This window comes from Massilia paldalensis (genome assembly GCF_044901715.1).
Taxonomy (GTDB): domain Bacteria; phylum Pseudomonadota; class Gammaproteobacteria; order Burkholderiales; family Burkholderiaceae_D; genus Telluria; species Telluria paldalensis.
Genome location: NZ_JBJCIU010000008.1, coordinates 23,102 through 38,104 on the forward strand (window position 1 = coordinate 23,102; position 15,003 = coordinate 38,104).

Annotated in this window: 15 protein-coding genes; 11 read left to right on the forward strand and 4 right to left on the reverse strand. The window is 67.0% G+C overall.

Features of this window, described 5'->3' with window-relative positions; translation table 11 throughout:
* The first annotated feature begins 69 nt into the window (after positions 1 to 69).
* The 9 genes from gshB (at position 70) to ACI1V7_RS25950 (ending at position 9,443) form a co-directional block, all read left to right on the forward strand.
* Positions 70 to 1,017: a glutathione synthase gene (gshB, locus tag ACI1V7_RS25910; RefSeq protein WP_404535072.1), complete on the forward strand. Its 948-nt coding sequence runs from the start codon at positions 70 to 72 to the stop codon at positions 1,015 to 1,017.
* A gap of 12 nt (positions 1,018 to 1,029) precedes the next feature.
* The gene (locus tag ACI1V7_RS25915) at positions 1,030 to 1,434 is read left to right on the forward strand and encodes a PTS sugar transporter subunit IIA (protein ID WP_290415202.1); all 405 of its coding nucleotides are present in this window, start codon (positions 1,030 to 1,032) and stop codon (positions 1,432 to 1,434) included.
* 46 nt (positions 1,435 to 1,480) lie between these two features.
* Positions 1,481 to 1,750: an HPr family phosphocarrier protein gene (locus ACI1V7_RS25920; protein WP_290415203.1), complete on the forward strand. Its 270-nt coding sequence runs from the start codon at positions 1,481 to 1,483 to the stop codon at positions 1,748 to 1,750.
* Between the two features lie 39 nt (positions 1,751 to 1,789).
* On the forward strand, positions 1,790 to 3,547 hold the full coding sequence (ptsP, locus tag ACI1V7_RS25925; protein WP_404535075.1) for a phosphoenolpyruvate--protein phosphotransferase: 1,758 nt from the start codon (positions 1,790 to 1,792) through the stop codon (positions 3,545 to 3,547).
* A 67-nt stretch (positions 3,548 to 3,614) separates the two neighbouring features.
* Complete coding sequence (gene metX / locus ACI1V7_RS25930; protein ID WP_404535078.1) at positions 3,615 to 4,772, forward strand: homoserine O-succinyltransferase MetX; 1,158 nt, start codon at positions 3,615 to 3,617, stop codon at positions 4,770 to 4,772.
* Positions 4,769 to 5,386 carry a methionine biosynthesis protein MetW gene (gene metW, locus ACI1V7_RS25935; RefSeq protein ID WP_404535080.1) on the forward strand — a complete coding sequence of 206 codons (618 nt, stop codon included), beginning with the start codon at positions 4,769 to 4,771 and terminating at the stop codon, positions 5,384 to 5,386. Before metX ends, metW begins: the two co-directional genes overlap by 4 nt.
* A 69-nt stretch (positions 5,387 to 5,455) precedes the next feature.
* Positions 5,456 to 6,367, forward strand: a complete 912-nt coding sequence (locus tag ACI1V7_RS25940; RefSeq protein WP_404535082.1) for a M48 family metallopeptidase — start codon at positions 5,456 to 5,458, stop codon at positions 6,365 to 6,367.
* Between the two features lie 7 nt (positions 6,368 to 6,374).
* The gene (locus ACI1V7_RS25945; RefSeq protein ID WP_404535085.1) at positions 6,375 to 7,316 is read left to right on the forward strand and encodes an RluA family pseudouridine synthase; all 942 of its coding nucleotides are present in this window, start codon (positions 6,375 to 6,377) and stop codon (positions 7,314 to 7,316) included.
* A gap of 57 nt (positions 7,317 to 7,373) precedes the next feature.
* Positions 7,374 to 9,443, forward strand: a complete 2,070-nt coding sequence (locus tag ACI1V7_RS25950; RefSeq protein WP_404535087.1) for a PAS domain-containing hybrid sensor histidine kinase/response regulator — start codon at positions 7,374 to 7,376, stop codon at positions 9,441 to 9,443.
* Here ACI1V7_RS25950 and ACI1V7_RS25955 read toward each other — a convergent pair.
* Positions 9,431 to 10,201 carry an exodeoxyribonuclease III gene (locus tag ACI1V7_RS25955; RefSeq protein WP_404535089.1) on the reverse strand — a complete coding sequence of 257 codons (771 nt, stop codon included), beginning with the start codon at positions 10,199 to 10,201 and terminating at the stop codon, positions 9,431 to 9,433. The genes ACI1V7_RS25950 and ACI1V7_RS25955 overlap by 13 nt on opposite strands.
* A 176-nt stretch (positions 10,202 to 10,377) precedes the next feature.
* On the opposite strand from ACI1V7_RS25955, the gene pyrE reads away from it, so the two are divergent.
* Both pyrE and ACI1V7_RS25965 read left to right on the forward strand, forming a co-directional pair.
* Positions 10,378 to 11,031 carry an orotate phosphoribosyltransferase gene (gene pyrE / locus ACI1V7_RS25960; protein ID WP_404535092.1) on the forward strand — a complete coding sequence of 218 codons (654 nt, stop codon included), beginning with the start codon at positions 10,378 to 10,380 and terminating at the stop codon, positions 11,029 to 11,031.
* 3 nt (positions 11,032 to 11,034) lie between these two features.
* Positions 11,035 to 11,559: a YajG family lipoprotein gene (locus ACI1V7_RS25965; protein ID WP_404535094.1), complete on the forward strand. Its 525-nt coding sequence runs from the start codon at positions 11,035 to 11,037 to the stop codon at positions 11,557 to 11,559.
* Between the two features lie 55 nt (positions 11,560 to 11,614).
* On the opposite strand, the gene gatB is transcribed toward ACI1V7_RS25965, so the two are convergent.
* From gatB to gatC, 3 genes are all read right to left on the reverse strand, one after another.
* Positions 11,615 to 13,108 (reverse strand): Asp-tRNA(Asn)/Glu-tRNA(Gln) amidotransferase subunit GatB, encoded by a 1,494-nt coding sequence (gatB, locus tag ACI1V7_RS25970; RefSeq protein WP_404535096.1) that lies wholly within the window; start codon positions 13,106 to 13,108, stop codon positions 11,615 to 11,617.
* Between the two features lie 70 nt (positions 13,109 to 13,178).
* A complete protein-coding gene (gene gatA, locus ACI1V7_RS25975) occupies positions 13,179 to 14,654 on the reverse strand; it encodes an Asp-tRNA(Asn)/Glu-tRNA(Gln) amidotransferase subunit GatA (RefSeq protein WP_404535098.1) in 1,476 nt (491 codons plus the stop codon).
* Between the two features lie 22 nt (positions 14,655 to 14,676).
* On the reverse strand, positions 14,677 to 14,976 hold the full coding sequence (gene gatC / locus ACI1V7_RS25980) for an Asp-tRNA(Asn)/Glu-tRNA(Gln) amidotransferase subunit GatC (RefSeq protein ID WP_290415215.1): 300 nt from the start codon (positions 14,974 to 14,976) through the stop codon (positions 14,677 to 14,679).
* Positions 14,977 to 15,003 lie beyond the last annotated feature (27 nt).

Consider the following 15,003-nt stretch of genomic DNA (forward strand, 5'->3'; position numbering starts at 1 on the left):
GCCGGGGCGCTTTCCGCGGACATCGGCATTTCCGGCTAAAATCGAGGCATTGTCCTGACTGGAACCATCATGAAAATCGCTTTTCTCGCCGATCCGCTGTCCGGCTTCAAGATCTACAAGGACTCGACCTTCGCCATGATGCGCGAGGCGGCCCGCCGCGGCCACCGGGTCTATGCCTTCGAACAGCGCCACCTGGTACTGAACCAGGGGATCGTGACCGCCGAAGCGACCGAGATCACCCTGACGGGCGACCCCGACGAGTGGTACGTCGCCGGCGCGACCGAGACCGTGCCGCTGTCGGCCTTCGATGCCGTCATCCAGCGCAAGGACCCGCCGTTCGACATGGAATACGTGTACGGCACCTACCTGCTCGAGCAGGCCGAGCGCCAGGGCGCGCGCGTCTTCAACAAGCCCGCCGCGATCCGCGACCACAACGAGAAGCTGGCCATCGCCCAGTTCAGCCAGTTCACCTCGCCGACGCTGGTGTCGTCGTCGCCGACGCAGCTGCGCGCCTTCCACGCCGAGCACGACGACGTGATCTTCAAGCCGCTGGACGGCATGGGCGGCGCCGGCATCTTCCGCGTCAAGGACGACGGCCTGAACCTGGGCTCCATCATCGAGACGCTGACCGACAACGGCGCGCGCACGATCATGGCGCAGAAATACATCCCCGCCATCGTCAAGGGCGACAAGCGCGTGCTCGTCATCGACGGCAAGCCGGTGCCGTTCGTGCTGGCGCGCATCCCGCAGGGCGGCGAAGTGCGCGGCAACCTGGCGGCCGGCGGCCTGGGCGTGGCCCAGCCGATTTCCGACCGCGAGCGCGAGATCGCGGAAAGCGTCGGCCCGCTACTGGCCGCCCGTGGCCTGTTGCTGGTAGGATTGGATGTGATCGGCGATTTCCTGACGGAAGTGAACGTTACCAGCCCCACCTGCTTCCAGGAGATCTTCGACCAGACCGGATTCGACGTCGCGGCGATGTTCATCGATGCCGTCGAACGGAACGTCTCTGGTAAATAAACGGGAAATGACATGGTAGGCATCCTGCTGATGACCCACGCTCCACTGGGTCAGGCATTCATCGCGGCGGTCGCGCACGTGTTCCGCGCACCCGTCGAGCGCTTCGAGGCGATCGACGTCACCGCGGACCAGGACACGAAGGAGATCGACGCGCTCGCCAAGAGCGCGATCAAGCGCCTGGACGAAGGCGATGGCGTGCTCGTCATCACCGACGTCAAGGGCGGCACCCCGTCCAACTGCTGCAACTGCCTGACCGATCCCGGTCACGTGGAAGTCATCGCGGGCATCAGCCTGCCGATGCTGCTGCGCGCCATCACGTATCGGCAGGACACGCTCGACGTGGTCGTCGAGATGGCGCTGGCGGGCGCGCAGAACGGCGCGGTCAGGGTGGACAACCGGATTCGGGTAGGTTCCTAGCCTATCCCCATAACAACGACAACGAGCGGGCAGACCTCATCGACTTATGATTCAGCAAGAACTCGAAATTATCAACAAGCTGGGCCTGCACGCCCGCGCCTCCGCCAAGTTCACCCAGCTGGCCGCAAAATTCCAGAGCGACGTCTGGCTGTCGCGCAACGGCCGCCGCATCAACGCCAAGTCGATCATGGGCGTCATGATGCTGGCCGCTGGCAAGGGCGCGAAAGTCACGCTGGAAGCGGAAGGGCCGGACGAGCAGGAATGCATCGCGGCGCTCACCGCGCTCATCAACGATAAATTCGGCGAAGGCGAGTAAATGCCGGATACACGGGCAGGGCGCTTCCAGGGACCATCGATGGCATCGTTCACTTTGCACGGCATTCCGGTCTCGCGCGGGATCTCGATCGGGCGCGCGCACCTGCTCACGCCGGCCGCGCTCGACGTCAAGCACTACCTGGTGCCCGAAGAGCAGGTCGAGGCCGAGGTCGAGCGCCTGCAGCACGCGATCGGCGAGGTGCACCGCAACCTGCAGGAGATGTGGACCGAGCTGCCGAAGGACGCCCCCACCGAGCTGGGCGCGTTCATCGACGTGCACGTGCTGATCCTGTCCGACCCCATGATTTCCGAGGCGCCGCTGGACATCATCCGCACGCGCCACTACAACGCCGAATGGGCGCTGGTCACGCAGATCGACGAGCTGTCGGCGCAGTTCGACGAGATCGAGGATCCGTACCTGCGCGAGCGCAAGCAGGACATCCAGCAGGTGGCCGAGCGCGTGCTGAAGGTGCTGATGGGGACCGAGCTGCATGCGCCGCCGGTCCCGCCGGCGGGCGAGGATCACTTCCAGCCGCAGATGATCGTGGTCGCCCACGACATCTCGCCGGCCGACATGCTGGCCTTCCGCGACCGCTCCTTCGTCGGCTTCGTCACCGACGTCGGCGGTCAGAATTCGCACACGGCCATCGTCGCGCGCAGCCTGGACATCCCGGCCGCCGTCGGCATGAGCCAGGCCTCGCGCCTGATCGAGCAGGACGACTGGGTGATCGTCGACGGCGACGCCGGCGTCGTCATCTGCAATCCCAGCGCCCTCGTGCTGGAGCAGTACCGCGCGCGCCAGCTCGCCCTGATCAAGGCGCGCAAGCGCCTGCTCAAGCTCAAGAAGACCCCGGCCGTCACCAAGGACGGCACGGCGATCACGCTGCTGGCCAACATCGAGCTGCCCGACGATTGCGGTCCGGCGCTGGATGCGGGCGCCGTGGGCGTGGGCCTGTTCCGCTCCGAGTTCCTGTTCATGGGACGCGGCGCGCAGGGACTGAAGGTGCCGGGCGAGGACGAGCAGTTCGAGCAGTACCGCAAGGCCGTGCTGGCGATGAAGGGCCGCCCGGTGACGATCCGCACGCTCGATGTCGGCGCCGACAAGCCGCTCGACCAGGCTGAGCACACGGCGCTGAATCCGGCCCTGGGCCTGCGCGCGATCCGCTATTGCCTGGCCGAGCCGCAGATGTTCCTGGCCCAGCTGCGCGCGATCCTGCGCGCCTCCGCCTTCGGCAAGGTGCGCATGCTGATCCCGATGCTGGCGCATGCGTTCGAGATCGACCAGACGCTGGGCCTGATCGCGCAGGCCAAGCAGCAGCTGCGCGAACGCAACATCAAGTTCGACGAGGCGATCGAGGTCGGCGCCATGATCGAGATCCCGGCCGCCGCGCTGGCGCTGCCGATGTTCGTCAAGCGCATGGACTTCCTGTCGATCGGTACCAACGACCTGATCCAGTACACGCTGGCCATCGACCGCGTCGACTACGAGGTCGCGCACCTGTACAATCCGCTGCATCCGGCCGTGCTGCAGCTGATCGCGATGACCATCGACGCCGGCCGCAAGGCGGGCATCGACGTGGCCGTGTGCGGCGAGATGGCGGGCGACGTCAAGCTCACGCGCCTGCTGCTGGGCATGGGCCTGCGCGAATTCTCGATGCATCCGGCCCAGCTGCTGGCGGTCAAGCAGGAAATCCTGTCCAGCGACGCGCAAGCCCTGACGGCGCGCACCAAGCGCATCCTGCGCGCGATGGAGCCGGCGGCGATCGCCGAGGCCGTCGAGCAGCTGCAAACCCTTTAAACGATTTGGCGTCGACGCCGTGCCCGGCACTACCGCGGCACGGCGCGCACATAGAACAACGAGTCTCATGGGATCCCTTGGAATAGTCTCCCCCCAGGCGATGCACTTCGCCGAACCGCTGCGCCTGCAGGGCGGGGCGTCGATCGGCGACTACACGCTGATGTACGAAACCTACGGCACGCTGAATGCCGACAAGTCGAACGCCGTCCTGATCTGCCACGCGCTGAACGCCTCGCACCACGTGGCCGGCCATTACAACGAGCCCAAGAGCGCGGGCTGGTGGGACAATATGGTCGGCCCGGGCAAGCCCGTCGATACCGACCGCTTCTTCGTCATCGGCGTCAACAACCTTGGTTCCTGCTTCGGCTCGACGGGGCCCATGCACACGAATCCGGCCACCGGCAAGCCCTACGGCGCCGCCTTCCCCGTGGTGACGGTGGAAGACTGGGTCGCGGCCCAGGCCCTGCTGGCCGACCGCCTCGGCATCAACCAGTTCGCCGCCGTCATGGGCGGCTCGCTGGGCGGCATGCAGGCGCTGGCCTGGAGCATCATGTTCCCCGAGCGCCTGCGCCACTGCATCGTGATCGCCTCGACCCCCAAGCTGTCGGCCCAGAACATCGCGTTCAACGACGTCGCGCGCCAGGCCATCCTGACCGACCCGGACTACCGCGGCGGCGATTTCTACGAACACGGCGTGGTGCCGAAGAACGGGCTCAAAGTGGCGCGCATGGTCGGCCACATCACCTACCTGTCGAACGACGACATGGCGGAGAAATTCGGCCGCAAGCTGCGCAACGCGGCCGAAACCAACGACTACAAGTTCGACTTCGGCATCGACTTCGAGATCGAATCCTACCTGCGCTACCAGGGCGACAAGTTCTCCGAATACTTCGACGCGAACACCTACCTGCTCATCACCAAGGCGCTCGACTACTTCGATCCCGCGCGCGAGCACGGCGGCAGCCTGGCCAAGGCGCTGGAAAACACGAGGGCGCAGTACCTGATCGCCTCGTTCACCACCGACTGGCGCTTCTCGCCGGAGCGCAGCCGCGAGATCGTGGAAGCGCTGCTGGCCAACCGCCGCAAGGTGAGCTACGCCGAGATCGACGCGCCGCACGGCCACGACGCCTTCCTGCTGGAAGACGCGCGCTACATGAATATCGTGCGCGCCTACTACGAGCGGATCTGGGAAGAGAGCAATGGCAAGCAGCGGGAGGCCGCATGAAATTCGAAGACCTGAGCACCCTGCGCCCCGACCTTGCGTTCATCGCGCACTGGGTCCAGGAAGGATCGCACGTGCTGGACGTGGGCTGCGGCGACGGCGCCATGCTGCGCTACCTGGAGACGGGAAAGCACTGCACGGGCTACGGCGTCGAGATCGCTGACGACAAGGTGCTGGAAAGCACGCGGCGCGGCATCAACGTCATCCAGCACGACATGGAAGAGGGGCTGGACCTGTTCGGCGACAACGCCTTCGACATGGTGCTGTGCCTGTCCTCGCTGCAGATGATGCAGCACGTCGAGGCGCGCCTGCGCGACATCGTCCGGGTCGGCAAGGAAGCCATCGTGTCCTTCCCCAACTTCGCCTACTGGCCGCACCGGGCGGCGCTGCTCAAGGGCCGCATGCCGCTGTCGCGCTCCCTGCCGTACCAGTGGTTCGACACGCCCAACGTGCGCTACGCCACGATCTACGACTTCAAGGACCTGGCCGAGAAATGCGGCCTGGAAGTCATCGAGTATGTGGCGCTGGCCGAAGGCAAGCTGGTCTCCTTCCTGCCGAACCTGCGCGGCAGCCTGGCCGTGTTCCGGCTGCGCAAGAAGGATCTGGTCGTCAGCTGATCTATCGTGTGCTGTACGTACGTGCTTTTTGAGAAGATTCTTGTCAAGAACGTACAAGGATACCCGACCATGAACAAACTCATTCGCGTCAAACACGCCGCGCTGCTGCTCGCGCTGTGCGGCACGCTGCAAACAACGCCCGCCTTCGCGCAGGACCAGGTCGTCCAGGACGGCATCGCCGTCAAGCCCATCGAGCGCGACGGCCTGCGCGGGCGCTGGCGCGACTTCACGGCGCCGGAAAAGGCGATCAACGAGCAATCCGCCCAGCAGTACACGGCCCTGGTGTCGCAGGCGCGCGAAAAAGGCGTGCTGGTGCCGGAAAGCGATCCGCGGGTGCAGCGCCTGCGCGCCATCGCGCGCCGCATCATCCCGAACACGGCGCGCTGGAACGACAGCGCCCAGGGCTGGAAATGGGAAGTGAACCTGCTCAAGTCGGATCAGGTGAACGCCTTCTGCATGCCGGGCGGCCGCATCGCCTTCTACACCGGCATCATCGAGAAACTGAAGCTGACCGACGACGAGATCGCTGCCGTGATGGGCCACGAGATCGCCCACGCGCTGCGCGAGCACGGGCGCGAGCGCCAGAGCAAGGCCACGACGACGGGCCTCGTCACCGGCATCGGCGGCGCGCTGGCCTCGGCCTGGCTCGGCTACGACGTGCGCAGCATCGCCAACAGCGCCGGCCAGCTGTACGTATTGAAGTTCTCGCGCGACGAGGAACGCGAGGCCGACCTGGTCGGCCTGGACATCGCGGCGCGCTCGGGCTACGACCCGCGCGCCGGCATCGCGCTGTGGAACAAGATGGCGGCGCTGGAAGGACGGGGCGGGAACATCGAGCTGCTGTCCACGCACCCGGGCGGCGCCAACCGCATCGAGCAGATCCAGGACCACATGAACGTGCTGCTGCCGCTGTACGCGCGCGCCAAGGGCACGTCGGTCGAGCGCCTGCCGGCCTACCGCAGCAACGTGGCGTCACGCTAGGGAAGGGATGGCACGTTTCGTCAGGAAAGGCCACCAGGCCGCCGCCAATGCCGTCGTGCCGCTGCCCGTGCGCGACGGCGTCGCGCCCAGCTACCTGTGGATCACGGAAGACCGTCTAGGGGGCATGCTGGCCTTCCTCGAGGAGCGCTTCGGTGCCGTGGGCGGTCCGTCCTGGGCCGAGCGCCTGGCGCGCGGCGACGTCGTCGATGCGAAGGGCGAGCGGCTGCAGCCGGACAGCCACGTGCGCCAGGGCATGCGCATCTGGTATTACCGCGAACTCGACGCGGAAACGCCGATCCCGTTCGAGGAGCGCATCCTGTTCCGCGACGAGCACCTGCTGGTCGTCGACAAGCCCCATTTCGTGCCGATGATCCCGACCGGACGCTTCCTGCGCGAGACGCTGCTGGTGCGCCTGAAGCACAAGCTCGGCCTGCCGCACCTGACCCCGATCCACCGCCTTGACCGCGAGACGGCCGGCGTCGTCATCTTCTCGCACAACCTCGACACACGCGGCACCTACCAGTCGATGTTCCAGAAGCGCAGCATCCGCAAGGTCTACGAGGCGCTGGCGCCGGCGCTGGAAGGACGCGACTTTCCCTTCACCTACCGCAGCCGCATGGTCGACGGCGAAAAATTCTTCGTCATGAAGGAAGAGGCGGGCGAGCCGAATTCGGAGACGCTGGTCGAGATGATCGAACGGCGCGGCGGCCTGGCGCGCTACCGCCTGCATCCGCACACGGGACGCAAGCACCAGCTGCGCCTGCACATGGCCTCCCTGGGCGTGCCGATCCTGAACGACGCGTTCTATCCGGTCGCGCTGCCGTGCAAGGGCGACGATTTCTCGGCGCCGCTGCAGCTGCTGGCGCGCCGCATCGCCTTCACCGATCCGCTGACGGGGGAAGAGCGCGCGTTCGAGAGCGTGCGCACGCTGGCCTGGCCCGCTACCTGAACGCACCGCCGCGGCGGTCGTGGTATCGTTCCACCTGTTCCGTTTCCCAATCCGCCCATGCCGTCCCGTCCCGCTACCGACGCTCCCGTTGCCACGACGCCGTCCGGCAACTGGTTCCCGTCCTTCTTCGATCAGGCGCCGCATTTTGCCGTGCTGCTGGCGCCGGACGGCACCGTGGCCGAGGCCAACCGCGTGTCGCTGGAAGCCGGCGGCTATGCGCGCGCCGACGTGGCCGGCCGGGCGTTCTGGGAGTGCGGCTGGTGGGACGGCGCGCCCGGCCTGGCGGGCCAGGTGCGTGCCAGCGTCGAGGCCACGGCGGGCGGGGACACCGTGCGCGTCGAGGTGCCGCATTTCTGCGCGAACGGCGAACGCCGCTTCATCGGGCTCGTGCTCGCTCCCGTCACGGGGGCGGACGGGGCGCCGCTGTTCATCGCCGTCACCGGCACCGACGTCACCGAGCGCTACCGGGTCGAGGAGCGCCTGCGCCTGCTCGACCGCATCGGCGAGGCGACGCGGGTCGCGTCCGATCCCAAGGTGATCATGGACGAGGCCACGCGCCTGCTGGGCGAATACCTGGGCGCGACGCGGGTGGCGTACGCCGACCTGGAGGCGGACAACGACCGCTTCACCATCCGCCACGACTGGCGCGTGCCGGGCGCGATCAGCACCGTGGGCGTGTATTCGCTCGACCTGTTCGGCTCGCGCGCCCGCGCCAACCTGCGCATGGGCCGCAACCTGGTGATCGGCGACGTCGACCGCGAACTGGCGCCGGAAGACGGCAAGGACATGTTCAACCAGATCGGCATCAAGGCCATCGTCTGCTGCGGCCTGGCCAAGGGCGGCCGGCTGGTGGCGATGATGGCCGTGCACCAGGAACAGCCGCGCGCCTGGACCATCGAGGAGGTCGCCCTCGTCGACGCCGTCGTCGAGCGCTGCTGGGCCCACATCGAGCGGGTGCGCTCGACCGAGGCGCTGCGCGCGGCCGACCGCCACAAGTCCGAATTCCTGGCCACGCTGGCGCACGAGCTGCGCAACCCGCTGGCGCCGCTGCGCAATGGCCTGGACATCCTGCGCCTGGCCGACGGCAACCCGGCCCTGCGCGTGTCCGTGCGCGACACGATGGACCGCCAGCTGCGCCACATGACGCACCTGGTGTCCGACCTGCTCGACATCGCCCGCGTCGCCAGCGGCAAGATCGTGCTGCAGAAGGAGATCGTGGACGTGCGCGCCGTCGTCGAGAGTGCCGTCGAGTCGACCGCGCCGCTGGTCGAGGGGGCGCGCCACCGGCTGTCGGTGACGCTGCCCGACGTGCCGGTCGCCATCGAGGCCGACGCCGTGCGCATGAGCCAGGTGATCGGCAACCTGCTGACGAACGCCGCCAAGTACACGGCGCCGGGCGGGCGGATTACGCTGGACGTGGCGCTGGACCGCGTACCGGAGGGCGACGCCGTCGTCATCGCGGTGGCCGACGACGGCATCGGCATCCCGGCCGAGGCGCTGGGCGCCGTGTTCGAGATGTTCACCCAGGTGGCCAAGAACATCGACCGCGCCAACGGCGGCCTGGGCATCGGCCTGTCGCTGGTAAAGAAGCTGGTCGAACTGCACGGCGGCACCGTGCGCGCGGCCAGCCCCGGACCGGGGCAGGGCAGCACGTTCACGATCCGCCTGCCGCTGGCGGTGCAGGGCTTGCCGCCGGCGGGCGCCGAGGACGACGCCCCGATGCCGCAGGATGGGCATGGCCCCCGGCGCCTGCGGGTACTGGTCGCCGACGACAATGCCGACGCCGCCAGGATCCTGGCCGGCCTGCTGGAACTGGAGGGACACGAGGTGCGCATCGCCGCGGACGGCGTGGAGGCGCTGGACGCCGCGGCGGCGTTCCTGCCGCAGCTGGCGTTCCTCGACATCGGCATGCCGCGCATGGACGGCTACGAGACGGCGCGGCGCCTGCGCGCCATGCCGCAACTGGCGGCCTTGACGCTGGTGGCGCTGACGGGCTGGGGCGCCGCGGAAGACCGGGCCCGTTCGCAGGCCGCGGGCTTCGACCGCCACCTGCTCAAGCCCGCCGCCGCGGAAGACATCCGGGCGGCGCTGGCCGGCGCCGCTGGGCGCGACGATCAGGGCTTGTAGTCGATGATCAGGGGCGCGTGGTCGGAGAAGCGCTCGTCCTTGTAGACCGACACGGCATGCGCCTTCGATGCGATGCCGGGGGTGGCCACGTGGTAGTCGATGCGCCAGCCCACGTTCTTCGCATACGCCTGGCCGCGGTTGCTCCACCAGGTGTACTGTTCGGGGCGCTGGTCGATGCCGCGGTGGACGTCCACCAGGCCCAGCTCGTCGAAGATGCGCGTCATCCACGCGCGTTCTTCCGGCAGGAAGCCGGAATTCTTCAGGTTGCCCTTCCAGTTCTTGAGGTCGATTTCCTTGTGCGCGATGTTCCAGTCGCCGCAGACGACGATCTCGCGGCCCTCGGCCTGCAGCTCGACCAGGTGCGGCAGGAACACTTCCATGAAGCGGAACTTGGCTTCCTGGCGCTCGGGCGACGAGGAGCCGGACGGCGCATACAGCGAGATCACGGTCAGGTCGCCCACGTCGACGCGGGTATAGCGGCCTTCGTTGTCGAATTCGGTGCAGCCGAAGCCGATCTTGAACGCATCCGGCTTGGTGCGGCTGTAGACGCCGGTGCCCGAGTAGCCCTTCTTCTCGGCATAGTGGAAGTGGCCGTGGTAGCCGTGCGGCGCCAGGAATTCCTCGGTCATGTCGGCGAGCTGGCACTTCAGTTCCTGGACGCAGATGAAGTCGGCGTCCTGCTTGGCCAGCCAGTTGAAGAAGCCCTTCTTGTGGGCGGAGCGGATGCCGTTCAGGTTGGCGGAAATAATTCTTGGCATGATCTACACGGAGCTGAGCACGATTGCGAGGCCGACAGTGTAGCGTGTTTTGTCCGCCATCAACATGCTTGCCAAGCCATCAAGCTTGTTGCTGCCGGCCGTCGGCGGCCCGGCCGGTATGCGGGCCGGGCGGCCGGGCTACAATATCGCCTTTACAGAAAAACCGGAGCACCCACGTGGACAACCTGCGCCAGCAATTCATCGCATTCTCAGTCGAAGCCGAAGTCCTGAAGTTCGGCGAATTCACCACCAAGGCCGGCCGCCAGTCGCCTTACTTCTTCAATGCCGGCCTGTTCCACGACGGCGCCACGCTGGGCAAGCTGGCGCAGTTCTACGCCCAGACCCTGCTCGATTCGGGCATCGCATTCGACATGCTGTTCGGCCCCGCCTATAAGGGCATCACGCTGGCCTCGGCCACCGCCGTGGCGCTGGCCGCCAAGGGCCGCGACACCTCGTTCGCCTACAACCGCAAGGAAGCCAAGGATCACGGCGAAGGCGGCACCATCGTCGGCGCCAAGCTGGCCGGCAAGGTCGTGATCATCGACGACGTGATCTCGGCCGGCACCTCGGTGCGCGAATCGGTCGCCATGATCCGCGCCGCCGGCGCCGAACCGGCCGCCGTGCTGATCGCGCTGGACCGCATGGAACGCGGCGGCAAGGACGGCGTGCTGTCGCCCCTGTCGGCCGTGCAGGAAGTCAGCCAGAACTACGGCATCCCCGTCATCTCGATCGCCAACCTGGCCGACCTGTTCGCCTACCTGTCGGCCGATCCGGCGCTGGGCGCCTACAAGGATGCGGTGGCGGCGTATCGCGCGCAGTACGGCGTGTAAGCGATGAAGCGCCTCGTCCTGATTCCGGCCCTGCTAGCCGCCATGGCGCTGGGCGGCTGCGCCGTCCACATCCCGCACGAGGAAATGACGCCGATCGCGCTCGACGTGGCGCGCCCGCATCCGCAATCGGTGACCGTCACGACCCTGCCCAAGCCGGGCGCCGATCCGGCGGCGGCATCGACGGTGGCCGCGATGACGGAACTGCGTACGGCGCTGGACGAATCCATCCGCGGCTACAAGGTCTTTGCCGGCGTCAAGCCGGAAGGCGGCGACTACCGCTTGAGCGTGCAGGTGCGCGAGGTGGCGACGCCGGCGTTCGCGATCGCCTTCACCTCGACCGTGACGCTGGACTGGACGCTGGCGCGCGCGGGCGGCGCCGTCGTGTGGCGCGAGACGATCGCGACCGACTACACGGTCGGCGGCGACGAAGCCTTCGTCGGCACCGAGCGCCAGCGCATGTCGATCGCGGGCGCGGTCCGGAAGAACATCGGGATGGGGCTGCAGCGTATCGGGGCGCTGGCGCTCTGATCGCCATGAAAAAAACCGGGGCAAGCCCCGGTTTTTTTCATGCAGGCGGCAGCGTTCAGCCGGCCAGCTTCTGCTTCAGCAGCTCCGTCACCTGGGCCGGATTGGCCTTGCCCTTCGACGCCTTCATGCACTGGCCGATGAGGGCGTTGATCGCCGCTTCCTTGCCGGCGCGGTACTGCTCGACCGACTTGGCGTTATTGGCCAGCACCTCGTCGACGATCGCTTCCAGCGCGCCCGTGTCCGAGATCTGCTTCAGGCCTTCGCGCTCGATGATGGCGTCGGCCAGGTGCTCGTCTTCCGATTTCGCTTCCCACATCAGGCCGAACACCTTCTTGGCGGCGTTGTTCGAGATGGTGCCGTCGGCGATGCGCTTCAGGAGCAGGGCCAGCTGCGAGGCCTCGACCGGCGATTCGGCGATGTCGATGCCTTCGCGGTTCAACGTCGACGCCACGTCGCCCATCATCCAGTTGGCGGCGGCCTTGGCGTTCTCCTTGCCGGCCTTGGCGACGACGGCTTCGTAGTAGGTCGCCATCGCCTGCGACGAGGTCAGGATCAGGGCATCGTATTCCGGCAGGCCGTAGTCGCCCGTGAAGCGCGCGCGCATCGCGGCCGGCAGTTCCGGCATGTCGGCCTTGACGCGCTCGATCCAGTCTTGCGAGATGGTCAGGGCCGGCAGGTCGGGGTCCGGGAAGTAGCGGTAATCCTGCGCGTCTTCCTTGCTGCGCATCGAGCGGGTTTCCTTCTTGTCCGGATCCCACAGGCGGGTGGCTTGCTGCACCTTGCCGCCGTCCTCGATCAGCTCGATCTGGCGCCGCACCTCGTAGTGGATCGCTTCTTCCATGAAGCGGAAGGAGTTCAGGTTCTTGATCTCGCAGCGGGTGCCGAATTCCTTCTGGCCGAGCGGACGCACGGACACGTTGACGTCGCAGCGGAACGAGCCTTCCTGCATATTGCCGTCGCAGACGCCGAGCCACATCACGAGCGCGTGCAGGGCCTTGGCATAGGCCACGGCTTCGGCGGCGCTGCGCATTTCCGGCTCCGAGACGATCTCCAGCAGCGGCGTGCCGGCGCGGTTCAGGTCGATGCCGCTCATGCCGGCATAGTCCTCGTGCAGCGACTTGCCCGCGTCTTCCTCGAGGTGGGCGCGGGTCAGGTTGACGGTCTTCGTCTCCAGCTTGCCGTCCTTTTCGTAGGCGAAGCTGATGGTGCCGCCCTGGACCACCGGATCTTCGAACTGGCTGATCTGGTAGCCCTTCGGCAGGTCGGGGTAGAAGTAGTTCTTGCGCGCGAAGACGGACTGCGGCGCGATCTTCGCGCCGACCGCCAGGCCGAAGCGGATCGCGCGCTCGACGGCGCCCTTGTTCATCACGGGCAGCACGCCCGGCAGCGCCAGGTCGACGGGGCTGGCCTGGGTGTTCGGCTCGGCGCCGAACTTGATCGAGCTGCCGCTGAAAATTTTCGAATTGGTCGTGAGCTGGACGTGGTTCTCAAGACCGATGACGACTTCCCATTGCATAGTGTTCTCTCTTGTTTGTCTTTTTGCAGACAATGGTGGGCACGTGGTGCCCACCCTACATGGTTCGCAGGCGTAGGGTGGGCATCACATGCCCACCGAACCGTTAGACACCCTCGGGTGCGCGGTTGTGCCAGTCCGTAACCTGCTGGTACTGGTGCGCGATGTTCAGCAGTTTCGCCTCGGCGAAGTAATTGCCGATGATTTGCAGGCCGACCGGACGCTTGGCGTTCTTCTCTCCCTGGCCGAAGCCGACGGGGATCGACATGCCGGGCAGGCCGGCCAGGCTGGTCGACAGCGTGAAGATGTCGGCCAGGTAGTTGGCGACGGGGTCGTCGGCCTTGGCGCCCAGGTCCCAGGCGACCGACGGGGCCACCGGGCCCATGATCACGTCGCACTGGTCCTTGAAGGCGGCCTGGAAGTCCTCGGCGATCAGGCGGCGGATCTTCTGCGCCTGCACGTAGTAGGCGTCGTAGTAGCCGTGGCACAGCACGTAGGTGCCGACCATGATGCGGCGCTGGACTTCCTTGCCGAAGCCCTGGGCGCGGGTCTTCTTGTACATGTCCTGCAGGTCCGTGTATTCCGGGGCGCGATAGCCGTAGCGCACGCCGTCGAAGCGCGACAGGTTCGACGAGGCCTCGGCCGGCGCGATGATGTAGTACACGGGGATCGACAGCGCCGTCTTCGGCAGCGAGATCTCGACCAGCGTGGCGCCCAGCTTCACGAATTCGTCCAGCGCGGCGCGCACGGCCTGCTCGACGTCGGCGGCCAGGCCTTCGCCGAAGTATTCCTTCGGCACGCCGATGCGCAGGCCATTCAAAGGTTGGTTCAGGTCGCGCGCGAAGTCCTCGCGCAGGTTACCCTGTTCGACGGTGAGGCTGGTCGAGTCGCGCTCGTCGAAGCCGACCATCTCGTTCAGCAGCAGGGCGCAGTCCTCAGCGGTGCGCGCCATCGGGCCGCCCTGGTCGAGCGAGGAAGCGAACGCGATCATGCCGAAGCGGGACACGCGGCCGTAGGTCGGCTTGATGCCGGTGATGCCGCAGAAGGCGGCCGGCTGGCGGATCGAGCCGCCCGTGTCGGTGCCGGTCGCGGCCGGCGCCAAGCGCGCGGCGATGGCGGCGGCCGAACCGCCCGAGGAGCCGCCCGGCACGGCGAGCGCATCCCACGGGTTCTTGACGGCGCCGAAGGCCGAGTTCTCGTTGGACGAGCCCATCGCGAATTCGTCGCAATTGAGCTTGCCCAGCGTGACCATGCCGGCGTCGGCGAACTTCGTGACGACGGTCGCGTCGAAGGGGCTGACGTAATTACCCAGCATCTTCGAGGCGGCGGTCGAGCGCCAGCCCTGGGTCACGAAGATGTCCTTGTGGGCGATGGGGATGCCGGTCAGCGGACCGGCCAGGCCGTCGGCGATGCGCGCATCGGCGGCCTTCGCCTGGGCCAGCGACAGCTCCGGATTCACGTCCAGGAAGGCATTGTGGCCGCTCGCTGCGATGCGGTCGAGGTAGTGCTGCGTCAGCTCGGTCGCCGAGATCTGTTTCGCGTGCAGGAGCGTGGACAGCTCCTTGATGGTCTTGTTATGCATGATGACAACGTTCGCGGCTGGGTTATTCGATGACTTTCGGGACGAGGTACAGGCCGTCCTGGGCTTTCGGGGCCGGCGCCTGGTAATCCTCGCGGCGGTTCTCCTCGGTGACCACGTCCTCGCGCAGGCGCAGCGGTTGCGCGAGGATGGCGGACAGCGGCTGGGCCAGCGGCGCGACACCCGTGGTGTCGACGGCCTGCATCTGCTCGGCCAGGGCGAAGATCCCGTTCAGCTCGTTCAGGGCGATCTCGGCGTGAGCTTCGTCCATATCGAGCTGGGCCAGGTTGGCGATCCGTTTTACGTCTGAAAGTGTCAGGGACATGGCAAATGGCGCGGTTCGATGCCGCGT